Origin of the sequence: Comamonas sp. C11 (genome assembly GCF_024496285.1) — a bacterium.
Lineage (GTDB): Bacteria > Pseudomonadota > Gammaproteobacteria > Burkholderiales > Burkholderiaceae_C > Comamonas > Comamonas testosteroni_F.
Window position 1 is genome coordinate 1,567,249 of the sequence record NZ_CP101743.1, and the last position, 21,116, is coordinate 1,588,364.

22 protein-coding genes are annotated in these 21,116 nt (G+C 64.6%); 4 read left to right on the forward strand and 18 right to left on the reverse strand.

Features of this window, described 5'->3' with window-relative positions:
• The first annotated feature begins 75 nt into the window (after positions 1–75).
• Positions 76–1,026, forward strand: coding sequence for a rhodanese-like domain-containing protein (locus NOX35_RS07155; protein ID WP_256496225.1), 951 nt, complete (start codon positions 76–78; stop codon positions 1,024–1,026).
• Positions 1,027–1,090: 64 nt separating this feature from the next.
• Here NOX35_RS07155 and NOX35_RS07160 read toward each other — a convergent pair whose 3' ends face one another.
• From NOX35_RS07160 to hemH, 14 genes are all read right to left on the reverse strand, one after another.
• Complete coding sequence (locus tag NOX35_RS07160) at positions 1,091–1,264, reverse strand: hypothetical protein (RefSeq protein ID WP_003057543.1); 174 nt, start codon at positions 1,262–1,264, stop codon at positions 1,091–1,093.
• Positions 1,265–1,277: 13 nt separating this feature from the next.
• Complete coding sequence (locus tag NOX35_RS07165) at positions 1,278–2,375, reverse strand: YeeE/YedE thiosulfate transporter family protein (protein WP_182286161.1); 1,098 nt, start codon at positions 2,373–2,375, stop codon at positions 1,278–1,280.
• 144 nt (positions 2,376–2,519) lie between these two features.
• Positions 2,520–3,476 carry a sulfurtransferase gene (locus tag NOX35_RS07170; protein ID WP_256496226.1) on the reverse strand — a complete coding sequence of 319 codons (957 nt, stop codon included), beginning with the start codon at positions 3,474–3,476 and terminating at the stop codon, positions 2,520–2,522.
• A 215-nt stretch (positions 3,477–3,691) separates the two neighbouring features.
• Positions 3,692–4,228: a (2Fe-2S)-binding protein gene (locus NOX35_RS07175; RefSeq protein ID WP_256496227.1), complete on the reverse strand. Its 537-nt coding sequence runs from the start codon at positions 4,226–4,228 to the stop codon at positions 3,692–3,694.
• On the reverse strand, positions 4,225–6,507 hold the full coding sequence (locus NOX35_RS07180; protein WP_256496228.1) for a xanthine dehydrogenase family protein molybdopterin-binding subunit: 2,283 nt from the start codon (positions 6,505–6,507) through the stop codon (positions 4,225–4,227). The genes NOX35_RS07175 and NOX35_RS07180 overlap by 4 nt, the downstream gene beginning before the upstream one ends.
• Positions 6,508–6,513: 6 nt before the next feature.
• Entirely contained in the window at positions 6,514–7,311 is a 798-nt protein-coding gene (locus NOX35_RS07185) for a xanthine dehydrogenase family protein subunit M (RefSeq protein WP_256496229.1), read from the reverse strand.
• 24 nt (positions 7,312–7,335) lie between these two features.
• Complete coding sequence (locus NOX35_RS07190; protein ID WP_182286166.1) at positions 7,336–7,848, reverse strand: nucleoside deaminase; 513 nt, start codon at positions 7,846–7,848, stop codon at positions 7,336–7,338.
• A 20-nt stretch (positions 7,849–7,868) separates the two neighbouring features.
• The gene (locus NOX35_RS07195; protein ID WP_256496230.1) at positions 7,869–8,630 is read right to left on the reverse strand and encodes an ABC transporter permease; all 762 of its coding nucleotides are present in this window, start codon (positions 8,628–8,630) and stop codon (positions 7,869–7,871) included.
• 30 nt (positions 8,631–8,660) lie between these two features.
• Entirely contained in the window at positions 8,661–9,440 is a 780-nt protein-coding gene (locus NOX35_RS07200; protein ID WP_256496231.1) for an ABC transporter ATP-binding protein, read from the reverse strand.
• Positions 9,441–9,508: 68 nt separating this feature from the next.
• Positions 9,509–10,507 (reverse strand): ABC transporter substrate-binding protein, encoded by a 999-nt coding sequence (locus NOX35_RS07205; RefSeq protein ID WP_256496232.1) that lies wholly within the window; start codon positions 10,505–10,507, stop codon positions 9,509–9,511.
• Between the two features lie 39 nt (positions 10,508–10,546).
• The gene (locus NOX35_RS07210; protein ID WP_256496233.1) at positions 10,547–11,347 is read right to left on the reverse strand and encodes an alpha/beta fold hydrolase; all 801 of its coding nucleotides are present in this window, start codon (positions 11,345–11,347) and stop codon (positions 10,547–10,549) included.
• 11 nt (positions 11,348–11,358) lie between these two features.
• Complete coding sequence (locus tag NOX35_RS07215) at positions 11,359–12,312, reverse strand: isopenicillin N synthase family oxygenase (protein ID WP_182286171.1); 954 nt, start codon at positions 12,310–12,312, stop codon at positions 11,359–11,361.
• Between the two features lie 193 nt (positions 12,313–12,505).
• Entirely contained in the window at positions 12,506–13,483 is a 978-nt protein-coding gene (locus NOX35_RS07220; protein ID WP_256496234.1) for a LysR family transcriptional regulator, read from the reverse strand.
• A 51-nt stretch (positions 13,484–13,534) separates the two neighbouring features.
• The gene (gene hemH, locus NOX35_RS07225; RefSeq protein WP_256496235.1) at positions 13,535–14,632 is read right to left on the reverse strand and encodes a ferrochelatase; all 1,098 of its coding nucleotides are present in this window, start codon (positions 14,630–14,632) and stop codon (positions 13,535–13,537) included.
• Between the two features lie 73 nt (positions 14,633–14,705).
• Between hemH and NOX35_RS07230 the strand changes: the two genes are divergently transcribed.
• From NOX35_RS07230 to NOX35_RS07240, 3 genes are read left to right on the forward strand one after another with little or no spacing between them, the layout of a single operon-like run.
• Positions 14,706–15,455: an HAD family hydrolase gene (locus NOX35_RS07230; RefSeq protein WP_256496236.1), complete on the forward strand. Its 750-nt coding sequence runs from the start codon at positions 14,706–14,708 to the stop codon at positions 15,453–15,455.
• A gap of 45 nt (positions 15,456–15,500) precedes the next feature.
• A complete protein-coding gene (locus NOX35_RS07235) occupies positions 15,501–16,349 on the forward strand; it encodes a DUF2189 domain-containing protein (RefSeq protein WP_256496237.1) in 849 nt (282 codons plus the stop codon).
• 47 nt (positions 16,350–16,396) lie between these two features.
• Positions 16,397–16,612, forward strand: a complete 216-nt coding sequence (locus NOX35_RS07240) for a DUF2788 domain-containing protein (RefSeq protein WP_003078455.1) — start codon at positions 16,397–16,399, stop codon at positions 16,610–16,612.
• 110 nt (positions 16,613–16,722) lie between these two features.
• On the opposite strand, the gene NOX35_RS07245 is transcribed toward NOX35_RS07240, so the two are convergent.
• The 4 genes from NOX35_RS07245 to hpnC form a co-directional block, all read right to left on the reverse strand.
• A complete protein-coding gene (locus tag NOX35_RS07245; protein WP_256496238.1) occupies positions 16,723–17,745 on the reverse strand; it encodes a tripartite tricarboxylate transporter substrate binding protein in 1,023 nt (340 codons plus the stop codon).
• Positions 17,746–17,894: 149 nt separating this feature from the next.
• Positions 17,895–19,241, reverse strand: coding sequence for a hydroxysqualene dehydroxylase HpnE (gene hpnE, locus NOX35_RS07250; RefSeq protein WP_256496239.1), 1,347 nt, complete (start codon positions 19,239–19,241; stop codon positions 17,895–17,897).
• A 7-nt stretch (positions 19,242–19,248) separates the two neighbouring features.
• Positions 19,249–20,088: a presqualene diphosphate synthase HpnD gene (gene hpnD, locus NOX35_RS07255; RefSeq protein WP_003068899.1), complete on the reverse strand. Its 840-nt coding sequence runs from the start codon at positions 20,086–20,088 to the stop codon at positions 19,249–19,251.
• 132 nt (positions 20,089–20,220) lie between these two features.
• Entirely contained in the window at positions 20,221–21,102 is an 882-nt protein-coding gene (gene hpnC, locus NOX35_RS07260) for a squalene synthase HpnC (protein ID WP_256496240.1), read from the reverse strand.
• Positions 21,103–21,116 lie beyond the last annotated feature (14 nt).

Consider the following 21,116-nt stretch of genomic DNA (forward strand, 5'->3'; position numbering starts at 1 on the left):
ACCTCGCAGCCCCGGGGATGTTCGCGTCTCGCTAGCATCGGTGGCTCACCCTGGTCGGGGTAAGGAGCGTGGGTCATGGGTTTTGTCGTCGATCTGATTCGGGAATACGGCTTCGGCATTGTCTTTCTCAATGTGCTGGTGGAGCAGCTGGGCGCACCCATCCCGGCCTATCCGGTACTGGTGGTGACCGGAGCGCTGGAGGGCGGCAGCCTGGCACGCCTGGGCTGGCTCACCGTGATTGCGGTGGCCGCAGCGCTGATTGCCGATGTGCTCTGGTACCAGGCAGGCAAAGCCTATGGGCACCGGGTGCTGGGACGTATCTGCCGCATTTCGCTCTCTCCGGATGCCTGCATCCGTCAGACCGAGTCCGTCTATGGGCGCTGGGGTGCCAGGTCTTTGCTGGTGGCCAAGTTCGTGCCGGGCTTTGCCTCCATTGCCAGTGCGCTGGCCGGTGTGGTGGGCACGCCGCTGCGCACCTTTGTGCTGTTCGATACGCTGGGGGCCCTGATCTGGGTGGGTTCGGCGGTGTTTCTGGGCTCGCTGTTCAGCTCCACGGTGCAGGATCTGCTCGATGTGCTGACGGCGCTGGGCAAATGGGGACTGCTGCTGCTGTGCGTGGCGTTCGCGGTCTTCGTGGCGCGCAAGTGGTGGCAGAGGCAGCGCGTGGTACGTTCGCTGAAGATGCCGCGCATGTCGGTTGAGGAGCTGGCGGGGCTCAATGCCCAGGGCATCACGCCGACGGTGATCGATGTGCGCGAACCCCTGCTCTTCGGTCAGGGCCATATTCCCGGTGCCAGCTCCTGGCTGGAGCATCAGGGCAAGGGCAGGGCGGCCTACGAGCACTTGCTGCCGCGCGAGCGGCATGAGCATGGCCTGGTCGTGTATTGCGACTGCCCCGACGAGATCTCCGCCGCGCGCGTGGCCAGGCAATTGCAGCGTGCGGGATTTCACAATGTCCGGCCATTGAGCGGCGGCCTGACGGCCTGGGAGGCGGCCGGCTTCGAGCTGGAAAAGCCCGAGGCCTGAGCAGGCCCCAAAGAAAACGCCCTGACCATTCTCTGGGCAGGGCGTCGGGGTTGGGTCGAGGCGCTTACTTGCCGGCAGGCATGGAGCAATGTCCGCCCTGTGCGGCCTGGCCGGAGCCGGCGGCAATCAGCGGCGCTTCGAAGCGCAGGTCGATGGCCGGCGATGTATGGAAGTCCCAGGCCAGAAAGACGAGCAGCACGGCCCAGAATACGGTGCGCAAGGTGCTTGGTGAGGTCATGGTTGTTCCTTGCTCAGAAGCCGAAATGGCGGCGGATGCGCAGGCCGAAGATGGTGCCTGCAAATGCCAGTGGGACCCAGATCCAGCCGTGGATGGAGCCGGTGGAGATGCCTGACAGCATGGCGCCCACATTGCAGCCGAAAGCCAGGCGCGAGCTGTAGCCGAGCACCAGTCCCGCCACCAGGGCCACGACCCATTGTGTGCCTGTCAGTGCCTTGGCTGCCGCGGGCTTGCCGGCGGCAATCCACAATGCGCCGCCCAGAATTCCGATATTGGTGATGCTGGTCACGTCCAGCAGCACGGTCTCATGCAGGCGCGCCGCATTGCCGGGCTGGCTCCAGAACCAGTTGCTGGCCAGATCGACGGCGCCCGTGGCGTTGGCGATCTTGGCGGCCCACAGACCAAAGCCGTAGACCACGCCCCAGGGCTGGCCCGCAATGATCAGGTTGAGCGTGGCCAGGATGGCCAGCAGCACGGCACCGACCAGCCATTTGCGCACCAGCAGCGGCTTGGCCGGGCGGTTCAGGGCAGCATTGGCCTTTTTCACATACAGGGCCACGCCTGCCGCGATTAAGGCCAGCGCGACCAGCGTGGCGATCAGCGCTGGAGCCCAGCCCCATTGCGTGACCAGGCCCACGGGGGCGGTATTGCCCAGATCCAGCCACCAGCCCAGATGCAGGCTGCCCAGAAAGCTGCCGATCGCAAACAAGGGCAGTATGGCCGTGTTCATGGGGATGCCCATGCCCGCCTTGTAGAGGGTGCCGCTGCCGCAGCCGTCGGCGATCTGCATGCACAGGCCGAAGACAAAGGCACCGACCAGCAGGCTGATGCTGGGCGGGCCGAGAGCTGCCGTCAGTTCCGGGAAGTGGCCCAGCAAAGGCATGGCCAGAGCCGCAGCCAGCGCCAGCAGCAGCAATTGGCCAAAGATGCCGCTGCCGTCCTTTTCCTCGACCAGCATGCGCCAGCCCGTGGTAAAGCCAAAGCGCTTGCCGGCCAGCACCGCGCCCAGGCCTATGCCCACGGCAAACAGAGCTGCCTGACGCACTGAGACCGACCACAGCAGCCAGCCAAAGAAAACGGCCAGCAAGGCCGTTATGGGAAGTCGTTTCATGTGTTTTTATGGAATTGATGGGTGAGGGCTGCGACGCACTTTCCGCAAAGGGCATGCACCCAGATCAGAGACAACGAGCAAAGGACGCCCTGCAGCGAAGTTGTTGTGCCCGGCTTGGGGAAGGCGCGAAGCGACTCAGGGGAGTCATTTAAAAGTTTTTTCCCACCATTTTTGGGCGTCATAGGCCAATGACTGGGCGCGGCCCGGCTGGTTGGCCATGCGCGGCGCGTCCTTGGACTGCGTCCAGTCCACCATGGAGCCCGCATACAGCTTCACATTGGGCAGACCTGCCATTTCGGAGAGGCCGAACCAGTCGGTGGCCGCCCAGTGACCGGTGTTGCAGAAGGCCACCATGTCCTGGCCTTGCGGGCGCTGGACCTTGGCAGCGATTTCCCTGGCCTTGGCTGCATCCACGAACCGTGAGGTACCGGGCACAAACCATTGATTGAAATCCAGTTGCTGGGCGCCGGGCAAGGTGCCCGAGAGCTTGGCGGCGGGTGCGCGGGTCTTGCCCAGATAGAAGGCGTCGGGGCGCGAGTCCACCAGGGCCGCATTGGAGAGGTCGATATGCTTGCCCACGTCCTGCTGGGTGGCCAGCCAGTTGGCGTCAAAAGTCGGGGTGTAGCTGCTGGGCGCAATCTGCGTCTGGGTCTTGCCCAGGGGCTTGCCTGCGCTTTCCCAGGCCTTCATGCCGCCGTTGACGATGGACAGCTCCTTGAGGCCCAGGCTTTTGAGCGTCCAGTACACGCGGGCCGCGGCACCGAAGTCCGTGGCATCCGCGCCGCTGGAGATCACGATGGCATGCGTGGCTGGCGTCAGTCCCAGGGACTGCACCAGCGCCACCAGCTTGGCCTGGTCGGGCAGCTCGCCGGGATTGGTGGCAGGACCGCGCCATTTGCCGTAGGGGGCATTGGCGGCCTGGGCGATATGGCCGGCCTCGAAGGCTTTGGGGGCGCGGATATCGATGAGGCGCACATCGGCCTGCTGCAGCAGTGGCTGCAGCTGTTCGGGGTTGAGCAGGGGCTGGGCCGCGAGCGCCCAGCTGCTGGCGCCCAGGCTCAAGCCCAGGCCCAGTGCATAGCGTGTCAGAGAGTTTTTCATGGCAGGAGTCGGCAAAGCCGATTCGTCAGGGGCATGGCTATGCCCAGGGCCTCTATTGTCCGGCCTTGCCGCGACAGGGCCAACCAAGAAAAACTTGTCTGCTTATTGCCTGGGGTCATGAGCCGGCGAGCAAACGGCGTGGTTTCTGATCAATATGGTTAAAAGTGGTTGAATCGCTTTGCAAGTAAACGATTGCAGCTATTAATTTTGAAGAATCATGCGCTTTCCTCGGCCGGAAACAGCTCCTGCACTGTCCGCCGGATACCACCATAGCCCGTACAGCGGCAAAGGTTTCCGCACATCTGGGCCTCGGCTTCTGCGGCTGTGGGACGGGGCTGCTGCTGGTGCAGCCAGCTCATGCTCATGACCATGCCGGAGGTGCAATAGCCGCATTGCACGCCGCCGCAGCGCGCCAGCGCGTCGCGTACGGGCTCGCTGGCGCTGTCCTGTGCCACGGACTCGATGGTGCGCACGGTCTGGCCCTGGATCTGATAGGCCATCAGCAGGCATGCGTTCACGGGCTCAGCATTGAGCCAGACCATGCAGGCGCCGCAGCGTCCCACTTCACAGCCGGGCTTGGCTCCGGTGAGGTGCCAGTGCTCGCGCAGCAAGGTCAGCAGCCGGGTATCCGGGCTGCAGCTGGCGCTGACCGGCTGGCCGTTCAGATTCAGCTGCAGCACAAAAGCCGAGGTCTCATTTGCACTGGCTGAGGGTGGCTTTACGCCGTGATCCGGGATGTGGGTCGTCGTCATGGTGTGGAGGGCTTCGCGCCCGCTTCCAGCAGCGCGATCACGCGCTCCGGGGTCATGGGCAGTTGCGTGATGGGGTGCTGCAGTGCGGCGGCCAGGGCATTGGCCACTGCGGGCAGGGCCAGGTTGACGCTGATCTCGCCGGCTCCGCGCGGGCCTATGGGGTCGCCCTCGGGAAGGTTCTCGATCGCCAGCACCTGCATGTCAGGGGCATCGGCCAGCGTGGGGATCAGATAGCCGTCGAGATTGCGCGCCTGGTAGTGGCCGTCCAGGCAAGCCAGCTCCTCCTGCGTGCCCATGGCCAGGCCCATGAGGGCGCCGCCTTCCATCTGGCCCAGATAGCCCTGGGCCGATGCCACGGGGCCCAGGGCCGTGCACATCACCAGCCGCTGCACCTGGACCATGCCGCTCCAGGTGTCGACGCGTACCAGGGCAATGGCGGCGCAGGCTCCGAAGACGAAGTGGGTGTCATGCGCGTTGCCCTGCGGGTCCTCGGCGCGCAGGTCTATGGAGATACAGGGCGCTTGTTCGCCCGATGCCTTTGCCAGATCGGCATAGCTGAGGCTCATGCCCGCAGCGCTTTCCAGGCCCCGTGCGCCGCAGCGCAGAGGGATATCGGGCCGCACTCTTGCGGCGGCCAGGAGCAAGGCTTGCTGCCAGGGCCCGGCCGCCTCCTGCAAGGCGCGCCATACCAGTGTGGTGGCGCGCGAGGCGGCCACCGGGCCGGAGTCGGGCGTTAGCCGGGTATCGCCCAGCACCGGCCGGATGGTGTCGACGGCGCAGCCCAGATGCTGCGCGCCCAGGCTCTGTATGGTTCCGACCAGATTCTGTCCCAGCTCGGTAAAGCCGCAGCGCAGCTCGATCGCTCCATCGGCGGCCAGGGCCAGCTCCATGCGGCAGTCACTGGGGCCACCCTTGCCAAAGCCGTCGCTGCGATGGATCAGCGTGAGGCCCACGCCGTGCAGATGGCGCCCGTCCGCGCTGGCCCAGCGATGCGGCCCGCGCCACAGCGCCTGCTGGCGGGCGACATCGAGTGCGCGCTGGGCACCGTCAAACGGTACGACATGCTGGCCCAGCGGGCCGGGCGCCTCGGGCGCGGCAAGATTGAGGGCGCGAAACGCGTCAGCTGTCATGCCGACCAGCGCAGCCAGTCTGTCCATCTGCTGCTCGAGTGCAAATTGCACCTGTACGGCGCCGAAGCCGCGGAACGCACCCGCGATACCGTTGTTCGTATAGGCCAGCCTGGCACTGAGGTCCAGTGCCTGATACCGGTAGGGGCCGGGGGCATGCTCGAGCGCGGCATCCAGCACCTCGGGGCCATGCGTGGCATAGGCCCCGGTGTCGGCCACTATCTGCACCTGGTGGCAGGTGAGCCGGCCCTGGGCATCGCAGCCGCTACGCATTCTGATCTGCATGGGATGGCGCTTGACCCCCAGATCCACCGATTGCGTGCGTGTCAGGTGCAGCCGCACGGGGCGTTGCGCCTTCCAGGCCAGCAGGGCCGCAATCGGCTGAATCGTCAGCTCGTCCTTGCCGCCATAGGAGCCGCCTACGGGCGTGCCCACGGCATGCACTCTGTCATGCGCCAGGCCCAGCATGGCGGCGATGACCTGCTTTTCGCGTGCGGGGTTGTGGCTGCCGAAGAACAGCTGAAGGCCGCCCGCGCCATCGGGCTCGGCCACACCGCCCTCGGTCTCGAGGAAAGCATGCATCTGGCGCGGCGTGACATAGCTGTCCTGCACCCAGTGCACGGTGGCTTCCTGGGCCGCAGACATGTCGCCCTGGCGGTGGCTGCAGGCATGCAGCAGATTGCCATCCTGATGGACTGGCTGCTCGGAGGCCGCCGTGCCGTCAAGGGCGGTGACCGGGTCGCAGACAGGGGGCAGGAGTTCGTATTCGATGCGGATCAGCGCCAGAGCCTGCCGCGCCGTCTCCATGTCCACGGCCGCAACGGCGGCTACCGGGTCGCCCACATGGCGCACCTTGTCGATGCAGAGCACGGGCCGGTCCGCCTTGCGCAGGCCGTAGTGCTTAAGGCCCGGGATATCGGCATGGGTGACCACGGCATGGACGCCCGCAAGAGCTTTGGCCGCGCTGGTGTCGATGCGCAGAATGCGCGCATGGGGGTGGGGGCTGCCGAGAATCGCTCCTCGCAGCTGGCCCGGCCGAATACGGTCGGTCAGAAAGCCCGGGTTGCCGCCGAGCTTGGCCATGGCATCGGGCCGGACCGGCAAAGCCTCCAGGCCCAGCTCGCGGATGTGATGAGGGGTAAGGAATTGCATGACGGTTCAGGCCAGCAGCCCGCAATGTCCGGCAATCAGGCGGCTGGCGATCCGGGCCAGATCGGGCGGCAGGCTTTGCTCGCAGGTGGTACGTATATCGCCGAGGGAGGGGCGGATCTGCAGCTCCTGCGCATAGCTCAGCAGCTTTTCCGTGGCTTGCAGGCGGTGCACTCCTATGCCGGGAGCCGCCACGGCGATGCGGTCCAGGCTCAGCAGCTGTTGCGCATCGCTCCAGCGCAAGGCCATGCGCAGGCGCGCGGGGGAGAATGCCGCGCGATAGCCGACCTTCTCGAACACCATTGGCCGGGGCTCCATCACATCGATGCGCGGCAACAGGAACGACAGCATCAGAGGCCGGTCCATGAGCTCTAGCGTCTGCGCCAGTGACTGCTGGTTGCCGTCCGTCAACTCGACCTGCGCATCCATGGCCAGCAATACCGGGCAGCAGTCGCCTTCGCCCCAGCCTATATTGCCGCCCAGGGTTCCCAGGCGGCGTACCCCCATGGCTCCGAGCTGAGCCAGGGCCTGGACGAGCACGGGCGCGTGCTGCTGCACCCAGGGGTGACGGCGGACGGCCTCCAGCCGCATGCCTGCACCGATGCGCAGATATTGCGGGCCGAGGCTGATCTGCTGCATCTCGGGCCAGTGCATCACATTGATGAAATGCGTGGCCGACGGCGCCAGGCGAGGCTCTGCCCATGACTGCTGCAGCAGCGTGCCCCCGGCGATGAAGCAGGCGGCATTGCCGAGCTTGCGGGCCAGGGCCTGCGCGGCCTGGGGTGACGAGGGATGGGTGAGCAGCATGGCAGCGTCCTGCTGGCGTGGTTCTCAGCGCTGCGCCCAGAAGGCTTGCTGCTGGGCGGCGATCTCGGCCTCCATCTCGGGTACGGGGCCGATCAGCTCCACGGCCTTCTGGCAATGGTCGAAGACATAGCGCGACGAGACGCTCATGGTCGGGTTCTCGCCATGGCTGCCCGTGCATTCCAGCAGGCGGTGCTCGGTCATGCCGAACACGATGCGGCCGATATTGGCCCAGTAGGCCGTGCCGGCGCACATGCAGCAGGGCTCTACATTGGTGTAGAGCGTGCAGCCCCACAGAAACTCGGCTGTGTAGTTGGTGGCCGCCATGCGCGCCAAGGTCGACTCCGCGTGGTTGACGGTGTCGATATTGCACTGCTCCATGAGCACGGTCTCCTGGTCGGGGCCCACCAGCACGGCACCGAAGGGGTGGTGGCCCATTTGCGTGGCGCGCTGGGCCACGGCCTGCGCGCGACGCAGATTGCGCTGGATTTGTTCGGCAGTGGGCGTCAGGCCCTGAGGGGGAAAGTTCTTGTCTGTCATGGTGGCGGTCCTTGTGTTGATCAGGCGGGAGTGCTCTGGCTCCAGGGAAAGAGGCGCTTGTGCAGCTGCTGCACGCCACCATAGAGCAGCAGGCTGCAAAGCACCAGCAGTGCCAGTGCGGCAAAGGCCACGGGCACCTTGAAGGAGGAGGTGGCAAACAGAATCAGATAGCCCAGGCCTTTTTCAGCAGCCACGAACTCGGCGACCACGGCACCCACAATGGCCAGCGTGATGGATACCTTGAGGGCCGAAAACACATAGGGCACGGCAAACGGCATGCGAATCTGCCAGTACTGGCGGCTGGTGGTGGCGCGCAGCGAGCGCGACAGCTCCACCAGCTCTGCGGGCACCGAGGCCAGGCCCAGGGCCGTGGAAACTACCAGCGGAAAAAAGGCAATCAGCGTGGTGATGACCACGCGGGGCAGCAGGCCTGCACCCAGAGTGACGACGATGATAGGGGCGACGGCCACGATGGGGGTGGACTGGATCACCACCAGCCAGGGCATGATGATTTTCGAGAGCAGCTGCGAGCGCGTGATGGCGATGGCCAGCGGAATGGCCAGGGCGATCGCCAGCGCATAGCCTATCAGCGCGACCTGCAAGGTGGCCGTGACATGCTCCAGCCAGCGCTGCAGCCCCATCTCGGCAGCAGAGCGCCAGATCAGGCTGGGAGCGGGAAAAATGTACTCGGGGATATGCGCCAGGCGGCAGGCGCACTCCCAGAGCAGCAGGACGGCAAGGAAAACCAGCAGCGAAGCATGGCGTTGTATGAGGGCAGACATAGAGGGCCTCTTGGGGCTGCGGAAGGATCTTCAGGCGTGTGCGGGGTGTTTGCTGAAGACCTGGAGACGAATCTCGTTGGCCATTTCGGTGAACACGGGATCGGCCAGGGTGGCCATGCTGCGCGGTCGTGCCAGAGGCACATCGATGATGTCGGCCACACGGCCCGGGCGGGCGCTCATGACCACGATGCGGTCGGACAGCAGCAAGGCTTCCTGGATGGAGTGGGTCACAAAGACCACGGTCTTGGGACGCTCGTTCCAGATGCGCAGCAGCTCCAGGCTCATTTCGTCGCGAGTGAGTGCGTCCAGCGCCGAGAAGGGCTCGTCCATCAGCAGGATGTCCGGGTCATGCAGCAAGGAGCGTGCAATCGCGACGCGCTGCTGCATGCCGCCCGAGAGTTCGTGGGGCCGCTTGTGGCCGAAGTCCCTGAGGCCGATCATCTCCAGCAACTGCAGGGCGCGGGCCTCCTCCTTCATTTCCACATGGCCGTATTTGTGGCGCATGGGAAAGGTGATGTTGTCCAGCACCGAGAGCCAGGGCAGCAGCGTGGGCTTCTGGAACACCATGCCGATCTCGTCGCGCGGTTCGGTCACGGGCAGATCGAAGATGCGTACCTCGCCGCTGCTGGGGCGGATCAGGCCTGCAATCAGGCGCAATATGGTGGACTTGCCGCAGCCTGAGGGGCCGATCAGCGAGACGAATTCGTGGCGGCGCAGATGCAGGTCCACGCCCTGCAGGGCCGTGACAGGGCTGCCATCGCTGGAGACAAAGGTCTGGGTGACCGCGTTCAGATCGATTACGTATTGCATGGCAGGCGATCAAGGAAAGAACAAGGGCGGTAGCGCGAGGGCGGCGCTGCGCCGCCCTCGCATGGGATTTACTGGCTCAGAAAGCGGCGATCCACCAGCGTTTCCGGCTCGACCTTCTTGAGGTCGTAACTCATGGACTGGGCCACCCAGCCCCAGGTGGCAGCCAGCAGCCGGGGCTCGAATTTGCCCAGGCCGTCGCGCTGGCTGATCTCGTTCCTGAGCAGCGGGATGGAGGCTTCAAATTCGGCCTTGACCACGGCAGTGTCGGCTTCGGGCACCTGGGCCTTGAGCGACTCGGCCGCCTTTTGCGGGTTCTGGATGGAGAACTCCAGCGACTTGCCCAGTGCCCGCACGTAGCGCTTGAGCACTTCGGGGCGTTCCTTGATGGTCTTGTCGCTGGCCATGACGGACCAGCCATAGCCGTCCAGACCGAACTGCGTCCAGGGCAGGACCGACAGTTCCTTGCCGGCCTGCTTGAGCACGGCGCCGAAGGCCGGAGCCACGGTCACCCAGTTGATGGTCGCGTCCACGCGGCCCTGGGCCAGCATGGGAGCCAGCGTGGCCGGGTCCGACTTGATGACCTTGATCTTGCTGGCGTCCACGCCGTTCTTCTGCAGCACGATGGGCCACAGGGCATTCGACGAGGAGAAGGTGGGCATGGCCACCGTCTTGCCTTCCATGTCCTTCAGGTTCCTGATCTTGCTGTCGGCGCGCGTGAACAGCGCGTCGGGCTGTTTGGAATACAGCGACATCACGGCCTTGACGGGAATCCTGCCTTCGGCAGCGGCCATCATCAGCGCCGAGATGCCGCCAAAACCCACATCGGCAGAGCCTGAGGCCAGCTTGGTCACGGCATCGGCCGATCCTCGGCCGGGAACGATCTTCACGTCCAGGCCTTCGTCCTTGAAAAAGCCCTGCTGCACGCCGGCATAGACAAAGGACTTGTCGCCCCCGGGCAGCCAGTCGAGCTGTACCGTGAGCTTGTCGGCCGCCTGGGCCGCTGCGCTACAGGCGACGAGCATAGCGACAAGGGCGGTGCGTTTGAAGTAGGTAGTGGGGCGCGTCATGAATAACTCCTGAAGAATGCGGGTCTGGGCAATTTTTTGCTATACATTGATGAGCGGTATACGCAAGCTCATGAAAGGTTTTGAGTGGATTTCATCGAGAACCGGCAGCAAGGCGTCGCTCAGGGCCTGAGGGCAGGCCATCTGGGGCACATGGCCGCAATCGAGGCTGATACGCCTGGCGCCCGGCGTGAGCTGCTGCATGCGTTGCTGCAGCGGCAGCGTCACGGAGCGGTCCTGTCGACATTCCACATAGATACGCGGCACCCGGCCAAAACGCTCGGCACTGAGCCGGTTCACCATGGCCCGGCCCGTTTCTGGCTGGACGCAGAAACGGCTGGCCGCCTTGAGCGCTGCGGTCGGAGGGCAGTCATGCAGGAACAAGGCCATGGCGGCTTCCAGCGGCACGCTGCTGGCATTGCGCTGCTCGTTCCAGGCCAGATGCGGACCTATGCCCTGGTAGTCAAAGCCCGGAACGGCGGCGCGGCATTGCGCAATCACATCGCCATAGCTCATGCCGCTGGGCAGCATCATTCCGGCCAGGTAGACCAGGGCGCTGACCCGTTCGGGGGCGGCCTGGGCGACCTGAGACGCCGTCATGCCGCCACCGCTGTGACCGACCACCACGGCAGGGCCGTCCAGCGACTCCAGCACGCGCAGCACATGCGCGGTGTAGCCATCGAGATTGGCGCAGCTGTCGTCTTCGGCGGCGGCATCGTTGCCCGGCAGATTGACGGCAATCACCTTCCAGCCCTGGGCCTGCAGCAGCGGCGTCCAGGCCGCAAAGGACCAACTGCCCTGCCAGGCCCCGTGGATCAGCACCATATTGCGTGAGCTTTTCATCGTTGCCACCGTCAACCGTAGGTGCGGCGATAGCATTCGATCTGGTGCTGTTCCACCGTCACGGCCGGGTATCTGGGCTGTGCGCCCTCGTCCAGGCAGGTGGGAATGCATTCCACCTTGTGCAGCGGGTTGCCCGTGAAGAAAAAGGGCACGGAATAGCGTTCGCGACCCGAGACATTGATGACCCGGTGCAAGGTGGAGACATAGCGGTCGTTGGTCCAGCGCGCGAACAGGTCGCCGATGTTGACGACGAAGGCGCCGGGCACGGGGGGCGCGTCGATCCAGCTGCCTAGGTCCTTGTCCCAGACCTGCAGGCCGCCGGCCTCGTCCTGCAGCAGCAAGGTCACGCCGCCGAAGTCCGTGTGCTCTCCGCAGCCTTTCTCGCCGGGTTCGGGATTGGCAGGCTGGGGCGGGTAATGCAGCAGGCGCAGGGTCGCGGCGGCCTCATTGAGGTAGCCGTCGAAGTGGCTGACCGGCACGCCCAGCGACAAGGCCAGGCCGCGTACGATGGTCGCGCCCAGGCCATGGGCGGCCTGGTAATAGTTCTGCATCACGGCGCGGAAGTCGGGCAGGGTTTCGGGCCATTGGTTGGGGCCGGTATTGAAGCGGCCGGCCAGCACGCGCGCGTCATCGGCTGCGACCTCTGCGCCGGCGTAAAAGCTTTCCTTGAGATCGGGCGGTGCGCCGCTCTCCAGCGTCTGGGCGCGCAGCGGCTCATAGCCGCGATTGCAGCGGGAGAGCTTTTTGTCCACGGCCAGCTTTTCGGTCATGGGCAGGTCAAAGAAGCGCTGGCTGGCTGCAAACAGGCTGCTGATCAGCGCCGGGTCTATGCCATGGCCGGTGATATAGAAGAAGCCTCGCTGTTCGCAGGCCTGACGCAACTGCTCGGCCACCAGGTGCTGATCCACAGGGTCATGGCTGCGCAGGCCGCTGATGTCGATGAGGGGGAGGGCAGAGGTGCTCACAAATGGCGTCCTGAAACTGAAGAACTGGAGTCAGTTTAGAAAGCGCAGCCCGTGCTGGATAGCGCAGCTTTTGCTGCGGGGTGATCTAAAAATGTGAGCGCCAATCGCTGACGGGTAAAGCACTGCACGGCATTGGTGCATTTTCCTGAAATGATGCGCACAATGCCGGTGCAGGCACAGGCCGGGGGCGAGTTCAGCTCCTGGCGGAAGCCGCCGCAGCGGCGGTCTGTGTGCGTGCCACCCATTCACGCAGGGCGACACTTTCCTCGTCCTCGCGGCTTTCTATGGCATCGGCCGCGATGCGGTTGAAGGCGTCGAGTGCCGATGGCAGCGTGCGTCCTGCACGCACATAGACACCGAGTTCGGAGTACAGCGTGGTGGGGGTGTCCAGCGGCACATGGACCAGCCGGCCTTCGCGCAGCTCGCGCTCCAGTCCCAGGCGGCTCTGGAAAAAAATGCCCACACCGCGTTCGGCAAGACTCTTGGCCAGCTCGATGGACGAGGTTTCCAGCAACACCTGCAATGCACGTTTGTGGTGCGCCAGCAAGGGCTGCAGCAAGTCGTGCATGGAGAGTTCGGGCGTTGCCAGAATCAGCGGAAAGACCGCGCATTGCGCAAAGTCCACGCGCTCCAGCTGGGCAATCGGGTGCTTGGGCGGCACGATGGCACCCAGCGCAAAGCGGCCCATGGTGCATTGGCGCAGATTGTCGTGGCGCTTGACCGAAAAGCCTATGCCCACGTCCGCATCGCCCTGAATCACGGCCTGTGCCGCCTGCTGGGAGCCGCAGGTGCGCACATGAATCTGAATCGTGGGATAGCGCCTGTGCATCTGCGTGAGCACGGCAGGCATCAGGTCGGCGTTCAGGCCTTCCACGGCGGCCACGCTGACCGAGCCGCGGCGTACGCCGCGCAGCAGCTCCAGCTCGGTGCCGAGACGGTGCTCGTCCTGCAGCACCGTGATCACATGGCGCGAAAACACTTCGCCGGCGGCCGTGAGCCGCAGGCCCGAGCTCAGGCGCTCGAACAGCGGGCTGCCGATTTCGTCCTCCAGTTGCAGCAACTGGCGGTTGACCGCCGACGAGGCCACATGCAGATGGCGTGCGGCCTCGCGTATGGAGCCGCAACGGCGGATCATGTCGAAATAGCGAATGGAGCGGGCGTGAATATGCATGCTGCCGGAGTCAGCATATGCCGTGCCAGTTCGCTGGGTGGCCGCGACCGCTTACTGTGGCGCGCCCGCCGCCTTGGCGCGCTGGGCACGGGCCTTGAGCTTGGCATCCTCCTCGCGCCCGGTGGGCCAGCCTTGCATATGCTGCTGGGCAATATTGCTGAGCGCGGTGATCCACGGTGCGCTGTCGTTGAGGCAGTCTATGTATTCGAACTGCTGGCCGCCCGCATGCAAAAAGGCTTCACGTGCTTCCTGCTTGATTTCCTCCAGCGTCTCCAGGCAGTCGCTGGTGAAGCCGGGGCAGACCACATCGACGCGCCGGGTGCCGGCCCGGGCCATGGCAATCAGCGAGGGTTCGGTATAGGGCTCCAGCCATTTGGCCTTGCCAAAGCGCGACTGGAAGGTCACCAGATACTGGTCGCTGGCGAGCTTGAGCCGCTCGGCCAGCAGGCGTGCCGTCTTGTGCGATTCGCAGTGATAGGGGTCGCCCAGATGCAGGGTGCGTTCTGGCACACCATGAAAGCTCATGACCAGCTTGTCCCCGCGACCGTGGCCGCGCCAGTGGGCTTCGATGCGCTGTGCCAGCGCTTCGATGTAGCCGGCATCGTCGTGGTAGCGGTTGACGAAACGCAGCTCGGGAATATGGCGCTGGGTCCTGGCCCAGTCGTAGACGGCGTCGAACACGCTGGCCGTGGTCGTGCCCGAGTACTGAGGGTACAGCGGCAGAATCAGGATGCGCGTCACGCCGTCCTGCTTGAGTGCATCCAGCTGGGCCGCAATGGATGGCGTGCCGTAGCGCATGGCCGGCAGCACCAGCACATTGTGGCCGCGCTCGCCCAGCCAGCCGCGCAGCAAGGTGGCCTGGCGCGTGGTCCAGTGCAGCAGCGGGGAGCCGTCCTTTTCATGCCAGACGGTGGCGTACTTGGCTGCCGACTTGGCCGGACGGGTGCGCAGGATGATGCCGTGCAGAATCGGCCACCAGGCGAGCTTGGGAATCTCGACCACGCGATCGTCACCAAGAAATTCCGCCAGATAAGGGCGCACTGCGGCGGCCGTGGGGGCGGCCGGCGTGCCCAGATTGCACAGCAGGATGCCGGTGCGTGCGGATTGATCGTGAAGGAAGCGGGGTTCGGGCGCAAAGCGTGATGGCATGGTGCAATTGTGTCAGCTAATCGGATAGGCGCAGCCGCTCTGCGGCATTAGCCGGGCCGCTATTCTTCGGGGCATGCAATCCCAAGACACCACTGCCCCTGCCATTGAAACCCTTCAGCGCCTGCGCCAAAGCGGCCAGATTCGCGCCATCAGTCTGGATCTGGACGACACGCTCTGGCCCATCTGGCCCACGATTGCCAAGGCAGAGGCCGTTTTGCTGCAGTGGCTCGCGCAGCATGCTCCCGGTACGGCCGAGCATCTGGGCGATACGGACAAGGTGCGCGCCTTGCGTCACGAAATCGTGGCACTGCGCCCGGATCTGAAAGCCGACCTCAGCGGTCTGCGCCGGGAGTCCATCCGTCTGGCGCTGACCCGGGCCGGTGACGACCCTGCCCTGGCCGAACCGGCCTTTGACGAGTTCTTTGCTGCTCGTCAGCGGGTCGAGCTGTTTGACGATGCCTTGCCGGCGCTGCAGTTTCTGTCGCAGCGCTGGCCGGTGGTGGCCCTGTCCAACGGCAATGCGAATGTGCATGTGGTGGGTATAGGCGAGCATTTTCGCGCCTCGCTGTCTGCCAGCGCAGCGGGCATGGCCAAGCCCGAGACGCGTTTTTTCCAGGCTGCAGCGGATGCGGTCGGCGTCGCCCCCGAGCATGTGCTGCACATCGGCGACGATGCGGCACTCGATGCTCAAGGCGCCATGGATGCGGGTATGCACGCAGTCTGGCTCAACCGTGGGCAGGTAGCATGGCCTTGCGTGGGTCCTGAACCCCACGTCACAGTCGCCAGCCTTTGGCAGTTGTGTCAGGGGCTGGCAGATCGTTGACCGGGACGAGGTAAAGCTTTGCGGGTCAACGAAGAAGGACCGCCTATGCCTACCTGTCTGTCTGCCTGCCTTCTCACGCCGCCACCGCTGGCACCTGTGCGAACCATTGCCTGGAGCCGGCCTCTGGTGTGGCTTTCCAGGGCCTTGCAGGACATTTCTAATGCTCCGTTAATCAGTCTGGCGCATGGTCTGGCCTTGATCCTGATCGGTGCAGCAATCCTGACCCTGGGGCACAATCGCTTCTGGTTGATGGCTGGAGCCTTGTCGGGCTTTCTGGTGGTGGGGCCTCTGGTTGCCACCAGCCTCTATGCCGTCAGCCGTGCCATAGAGCGCGGTGAGGTGGCAGACTGGGGTCTGATCCGCCGCACCTGGACGCAATGGCAGAGCTGCCATGCCACGGGCCGGGGAGGGTACTGGTGCATGGTCAGGTTCGGCGCCTTGCTGGCGCTGGCAGCCACGGGTTGGGTGCTGATTTCGGCATCGCTGATCACCGTGATGTCGCCTGTGCGCGTGCAAACCCTGCAGGATTTCATTGCGCACGTGGTGCTGGCCAGGGATGGTCAGCTGTTTGTGCAATGGATGGCTTTGGGCAGCTTTCTGGCTGCTCCGATTTTTGCGTCCAGCGTGGTGGCCATGCCGCTGATGCTGGACAGGCGAGTGACCGTGCGTCAGGCCGTGTTGACCAGTTGGTCCGTGGTGCTGGCCAACCCTGGCCCTATGGCCTTGTGGGCGGCGCTGATTGTGATGTTGACTTTGCTGGGCCTTGGCAGCTATCTGCTGGGGCTGGTGGTTGTGATGCCTCTGCTGGGCCATGCCAGCTGGCACGCCTATCGAGACCTGGTGGATGCTTCTGCATTCCCCGCCAGGGATGACGCGATAGCGCCTGCTGTCTGAGCGATGCGCGACCAGGGCCTGGCAAAGGCTGTAAGGACCTGGTTGTCGTGATATTCGGTTATACGGAAGAGCAGATTGCCCACTTTTTCCTGACCTGGGGCGTGGGTGCCTTCATCTTGTTCATGGTGTTCATCATCCTGCAGCTGGCGCGTCAGTCCAAGGCAGGCAAGTTCGGCACCTTTGTGATTTGCCTGGGTCTGGGCGTGGGCTTTGTGGGCTATATCGCCAAGATCATCATCCAGTGGTGGATAGAGAGTCACTGAGCTGCGCCACGAGCTGCGTCATAGGGCGCTGACCGGCTCACTACTCGAGCAAGGTCCGCCCCTCGCCCCCTTCCGAAAAGTAGGGTGGAAAGGAGCGGTGCCTCAGTGGGTTAACCCGGTTTCACCTGTGCGCGCTTGAGCACTTTTTGCCAGCGGTTCTGCTCGGTGGCGATGAACTGGGCAAACTGCTCCGGCGTGCTGCCAATGGGCTCGGCGGCGTCGCCCTGCAAGCGCTTGAGCGCATCGGGTGCCTTGACGGCCTTGGCGCATTCTGCGGCCAGCTTGTCCACATGGGCGCGGGGCAGGCTGGAAGGGGCGAGCATGCCGTACCACTGGGTCATCTCGAAGCCGGGAAAGCCCTGTTCGGCCACCGTAGGCACATCGGGCAGCTGTGGCAGGCGCTTGGTCGAGCCGGTGGCGATGCAGCGCACCTTGCCGGCCTTGATGAAGGGCAGCAGTGCGGCGGCGCCGACCGAGGCCGCATCAAGACGGCCCGAGAGCAGGTCGGTCATCATGGGGCCGGTGCCGCGATAAGGCACGTGGAGCATGAAGATGTCTGCCGTCATCTTCAGATATTCGAAGGCCAGGTGACCCGCGCTGCCATTGCCGGCAGAGCCATAGCTGAGCTTGCCAGGGTTCTTCTTGGCATAGGCCACCAGATCGGCAATGTTCTTGACGGGCAGATCGGGGTGAACCACATAGAGGCTGGGCACCTTGGCCAGCAGGCTCACGGGCACAAAGTCCTTTTTAGGGTCCCAGGGCAGCTTGTCAAAAATATAGGGGTTGACGGCCAGGGTACCGATATGGCCTAGGATGACCGTGCTCTGGTCATCGGCGCGAGCCACCTCTTGCATGGCGATATTGCCTGCGGCGCCGGGCTTGTTGTCCACGAATACGTTCTGGCCGATGGTCTTGGACAGCTCTGCGGCGGTGGAGCGGGCCACGATTTCAGAGCTGCCGCCAGGCGCAAATGGCACGACAAAGCGAATCGGACGGCTGGGCCAGCTGTCATCGGCAGCGCGGGCCATGCCGGGCAGCAGGCCGCTGCAGGCCAGGACTCCTGCACTGGTCAGCAGATGGCGGCGCGAGATGCTCAGAACTTCGCGAGTGGACTTGTCGAACGTGGATGCCATGTTGTCTCCGTTGCTTTTGGCTTTATGCGGCTGAGAGATTGCCTCTCAAGCCATGGTTGCAACTGTGGCTGTCAAATCGCTGTCAAACCAGGTGCGGCAGGACTATCCAGGCATCAGGATTGTGCTGATAGGGTTTGCTCTAGAGCTGCTCAGCCCTGGTCTATCCGGACCAGCTTCTCAGCCGCCGCGAGTCCGCAGCGCACGGCACCTTCCAGCGTCGCAGGGTAGGGTCCGTTCACATAGTCGCCGCAAGCCCAGAGGCCTTGGCCCAGCTCCATGTCAGGGCGCTTCACGCCGGGCCGGCAGGCAAATGTGGCGCGCTTTTCAACCACGGTCAGCACAGCTTGAATGTCCTGCCAGCCCAGCTGTTGGCGAGCCTGATCCAGCACCTGCTGCTCCAGGGTTTCGCGGTCCGTGCGGCAGTCGCTGATGACAAAAGCCATCAGATCTTGCTGGACGGTATCGGAGGATTGCAGGTGCCCGCGGTCAAACACAAACTGGGCCGGAGCCTGCCTGCCCGGTTGCAGTGCCAGCCAGGGCAACTCGGCAGCAAGGCGATGGCTGGTGCGCGCATAGACCGTGGCAATGGCCGTGTGCTCCAGCGCCTGCGCGGTCTGTGCCCAGTGCTGGTAATGCACGCCGTCACGTGCGGGAAGTCGCTGGTCTTGGGCAGCCAGCAGGGCCAGGCGGGCGGCTTCCTGAGGTGGGCAGGCCAGCAGCACGGCATCGAAGCGCGATTGCTCAAGCGCTGGTGTCAGTGTCGCATTGGATGCACGCAGCAGCCATTGCCGGCCATGGGGAATCAGCTCCTGAATCCGGCTGGCCGTATGCACCGCATGGGCGTGGCCTTGCAGCCATTGCGCAGCCGGGATGGGAAAGAGATCGCCAAGGCCGCGGCGTGGCACCATAAAGTGCGAGCCGCCTGTGCCTGCGAACAGGGCGTCATGCAGCACACGCAAGAAGATGCTGCCACTTGCCTGCGAGGCCGGCAGGTTGAGGGCTGATACGCACAGAGGTTCGATGAACTCATCGAGCAGGCGCTTTGGCAGACCGCTGCAGATGTCGGCCACGGTGGCCTGGTCTGCGCAGCGAAAGCCCTGAACGCGCCAGCGCAGGGCGCGCCCCAGCAGGGCGGCACGTTCGCGCAGTGACCAGCCGCTGGCGCTGGCAATGCCGATCAAGGCGTCCAGCGGCGCCGGCAGGTCGGGGAAGGACAGGCCGCTGCCATCGGCGTAGCGCATGGCCAGTGGCCTGCGCAGCAGGGTATGTTCTGGCGCTGCGCCCACGACGCGCATGAGCCTCAGGCATTCGGCATAGGCGCCGATCAGAATGTGCTGGCCGTTGTCGGCGATGGTGCCGCCCGGCAGTTCCAGATTGCGGGCCCGGCCACCCAACTGGCGGCCGGCTTCGAATATCGTGGGCCGATGACCGCTGAGCGAGAGCTGTACTGCGGCAGCCATGCCGGCCCAGCCGCCACCGATGATGGCAACTTGCATGGCGCGCTTACATGCGGCCCAGTGCCTGCATCTTCCAGACCAGCCAGAACTTGCGCAGTGGCGTGAGGCTGATGCGCTGGTGCAGCACCTGGAAGTTCTCTGACTCGATTTCGCGCAGCAGGGTGCGATAGATGCTTGCCATCATCAGGCCGGGCTTTTGTGCGTGGCGGTCGGCATCGGGCAGCAGGCCCAGCGCCTTGTCATACAGGCTGTGGGCACGCTCGGCCTGAAAGCGCATCAGCGCCGTGAAGCGATCCGAGTACTCGCGCTTGTTGATCTCGTGGGCCTTGACGTCGAACTGCTGCAGCTCGCTGATGGGCAGGTAGATGCGGCCGCGCATGGCGTCTTCGCCCACGTCGCGGATGATGTTGGTCAGCTGCAGGGCCTGGCCCAGGGTGTGGGCGTATTCGGTGGTGCGCTCCTCGGTCTGGCCGAAGATGCGGGCGGCGACTTCGCCGACCACGCCGGCCACCAGATGGCAGTAGCGCTGCAGGCCGGCAAAGTCCAGATAGCGGGTCTGATCCAGATCCATCTGGCAGCCTTCGATGACGGCCTGCAGATGGCGCTCTTCGATGCCATAGGTCTTGGCGTGGGGCATCAGTGCCTGCATCACGGGGTGGGCGGACTGACTGGTGAATGCCCTGTGTACCTCGGTCTTCCACCAGGCCAGCTTGGTGGCTGCCACGCCGGGGTCCGTGACCTCGTCGACCACGTCATCCACTTCGCGGCAGAAGGCATAGAAAGCCGTGATGGCGGCGCGGCGCTCCTTGGGCAAGAAGAGAAAGGCGTAATAGAAGCTGCTGCCCGAAGAGGCGGCTTTGTCTTGGACGTACTGATCCGGATTCATAGGGGGAGCATTGTCCCATGACGCGGGCACTTGGCCGACACAACAGTGAAATGCGCTGTATGCACCTGGTTGGATGTCAAATTCAATAGCGCCTTGCGCAGGCTCATCAGGGGATAGGGGCTATCTGTTCGATCACATGCGCACGGCTTGCCAGAGCATGGCGACCATATCGAGCTTGCCCAGCTTGATGCGCTGATAGAGGTTGCGGCCCTGCATGGCGTCCAGTCTGTCCAGAATGCGCAGACCGCCTTGCACGACCAGGCGCAGCTCCCAGCCCGTGCGGCCGGGCAACTGATGCACCAGCTGCGCGCCATGGATCATCAGGCTGCGGGCCTGGCGGTTGAGCTCGCCGAGCAGAGATTGCAGCTCAGGTGTCAATGCCGCTGCTTCCGGCTTGATGGCGCTTCGCACAATGCCATGGCGGGCCAGGTCGGCATCGGGCAGGTAATGGCGCTGGCGCGGCAAGTCCTGGCTCAGGTCCTGCCAGAAGTTGATCAGCTGCAGCGCGGTGCAGATGGCGTCGCTCTGGATCAGTGCCTTGGCGTTGACCACGCCGTACAGATGCAGCAGCAGGCGACCGACCGGGTTGGCCGAGCGGCGGCAATAGTCCAGCAATTGAGCCATGTCGCTGTAGCGGGTCTGGGCGGCCGTCATGCGCACATCCTGCTCGAAGGCGCTGAGCAGGTCGGCCAGCAATGGCTTGGGCAGACGATGTGCCTGAACCTGAACTGCCAGCGGGCCAAAGATATGGGGCCAGGAAGTTCGCATCAGCATGGCGGCTTCGCCGGCGCTGCCCAGCTGCTGCAGGTCGGCGGCATATTGCTGCAACTGTGCCAGGCGCTTCTCTGCGCAGTGATCGCCTTCGTCGGCCAGGTCGTCAGCGGTGCGCGCAAAGTGGTAGATGGCGGCGATGGGCGCACGCAGCCGTGGCGGGCACAGCCAGGAGGCAACGGGAAAATTTTCGTAATGGGTGATGCTGGCCGGCGCATTGGCGGCGGGGCTTGCTGGGGGCATATGGTTCACACCCG

What these genes read in the sequence shown, in the direction of transcription:
- NOX35_RS07155 (WP_256496225.1), top strand. Translation starts at nt 76, where the DNA reads ATGGGTTTTGTCGTCGATCTGATTCGGGAATACGGCTTCGGCATTGTC.
- NOX35_RS07160 (WP_003057543.1), bottom strand. Translation starts at nt 1,264, where the DNA reads ATGACCTCACCAAGCACCTTGCGCACCGTATTCTGGGCCGTGCTGCTC.
- NOX35_RS07165 (WP_182286161.1), bottom strand. Translation starts at nt 2,375, where the DNA reads ATGAAACGACTTCCCATAACGGCCTTGCTGGCCGTTTTCTTTGGCTGG.
- NOX35_RS07170 (WP_256496226.1), bottom strand. Translation starts at nt 3,476, where the DNA reads ATGAAAAACTCTCTGACACGCTATGCACTGGGCCTGGGCTTGAGCCTG.
- NOX35_RS07175 (WP_256496227.1), bottom strand. Translation starts at nt 4,228, where the DNA reads ATGACGACGACCCACATCCCGGATCACGGCGTAAAGCCACCCTCAGCC.
- NOX35_RS07180 (WP_256496228.1), bottom strand. Translation starts at nt 6,507, where the DNA reads ATGCAATTCCTTACCCCTCATCACATCCGCGAGCTGGGCCTGGAGGCT.
- NOX35_RS07185 (WP_256496229.1), bottom strand. Translation starts at nt 7,311, where the DNA reads ATGCTGCTCACCCATCCCTCGTCACCCCAGGCCGCGCAGGCCCTGGCC.
- NOX35_RS07190 (WP_182286166.1), bottom strand. Translation starts at nt 7,848, where the DNA reads ATGACAGACAAGAACTTTCCCCCTCAGGGCCTGACGCCCACTGCCGAA.
- NOX35_RS07195 (WP_256496230.1), bottom strand. Translation starts at nt 8,630, where the DNA reads ATGTCTGCCCTCATACAACGCCATGCTTCGCTGCTGGTTTTCCTTGCC.
- NOX35_RS07200 (WP_256496231.1), bottom strand. Translation starts at nt 9,440, where the DNA reads ATGCAATACGTAATCGATCTGAACGCGGTCACCCAGACCTTTGTCTCC.
- NOX35_RS07205 (WP_256496232.1), bottom strand. Translation starts at nt 10,507, where the DNA reads ATGACGCGCCCCACTACCTACTTCAAACGCACCGCCCTTGTCGCTATG.
- NOX35_RS07210 (WP_256496233.1), bottom strand. Translation starts at nt 11,347, where the DNA reads ATGAAAAGCTCACGCAATATGGTGCTGATCCACGGGGCCTGGCAGGGC.
- NOX35_RS07220 (WP_256496234.1), bottom strand. Translation starts at nt 13,483, where the DNA reads ATGCATATTCACGCCCGCTCCATTCGCTATTTCGACATGATCCGCCGT.
- hemH (WP_256496235.1), bottom strand. Translation starts at nt 14,632, where the DNA reads ATGCCATCACGCTTTGCGCCCGAACCCCGCTTCCTTCACGATCAATCC.
- NOX35_RS07230 (WP_256496236.1), top strand. Translation starts at nt 14,706, where the DNA reads ATGCAATCCCAAGACACCACTGCCCCTGCCATTGAAACCCTTCAGCGC.
- NOX35_RS07235 (WP_256496237.1), top strand. Translation starts at nt 15,501, where the DNA reads ATGCCTACCTGTCTGTCTGCCTGCCTTCTCACGCCGCCACCGCTGGCA.
- NOX35_RS07245 (WP_256496238.1), bottom strand. Translation starts at nt 17,745, where the DNA reads ATGGCATCCACGTTCGACAAGTCCACTCGCGAAGTTCTGAGCATCTCG.
- hpnE (WP_256496239.1), bottom strand. Translation starts at nt 19,241, where the DNA reads ATGCAAGTTGCCATCATCGGTGGCGGCTGGGCCGGCATGGCTGCCGCA.
- hpnD (WP_003068899.1), bottom strand. Translation starts at nt 20,088, where the DNA reads ATGAATCCGGATCAGTACGTCCAAGACAAAGCCGCCTCTTCGGGCAGC.
- hpnC (WP_256496240.1), bottom strand. Translation starts at nt 21,102, where the DNA reads ATGCCCCCAGCAAGCCCCGCCGCCAATGCGCCGGCCAGCATCACCCAT.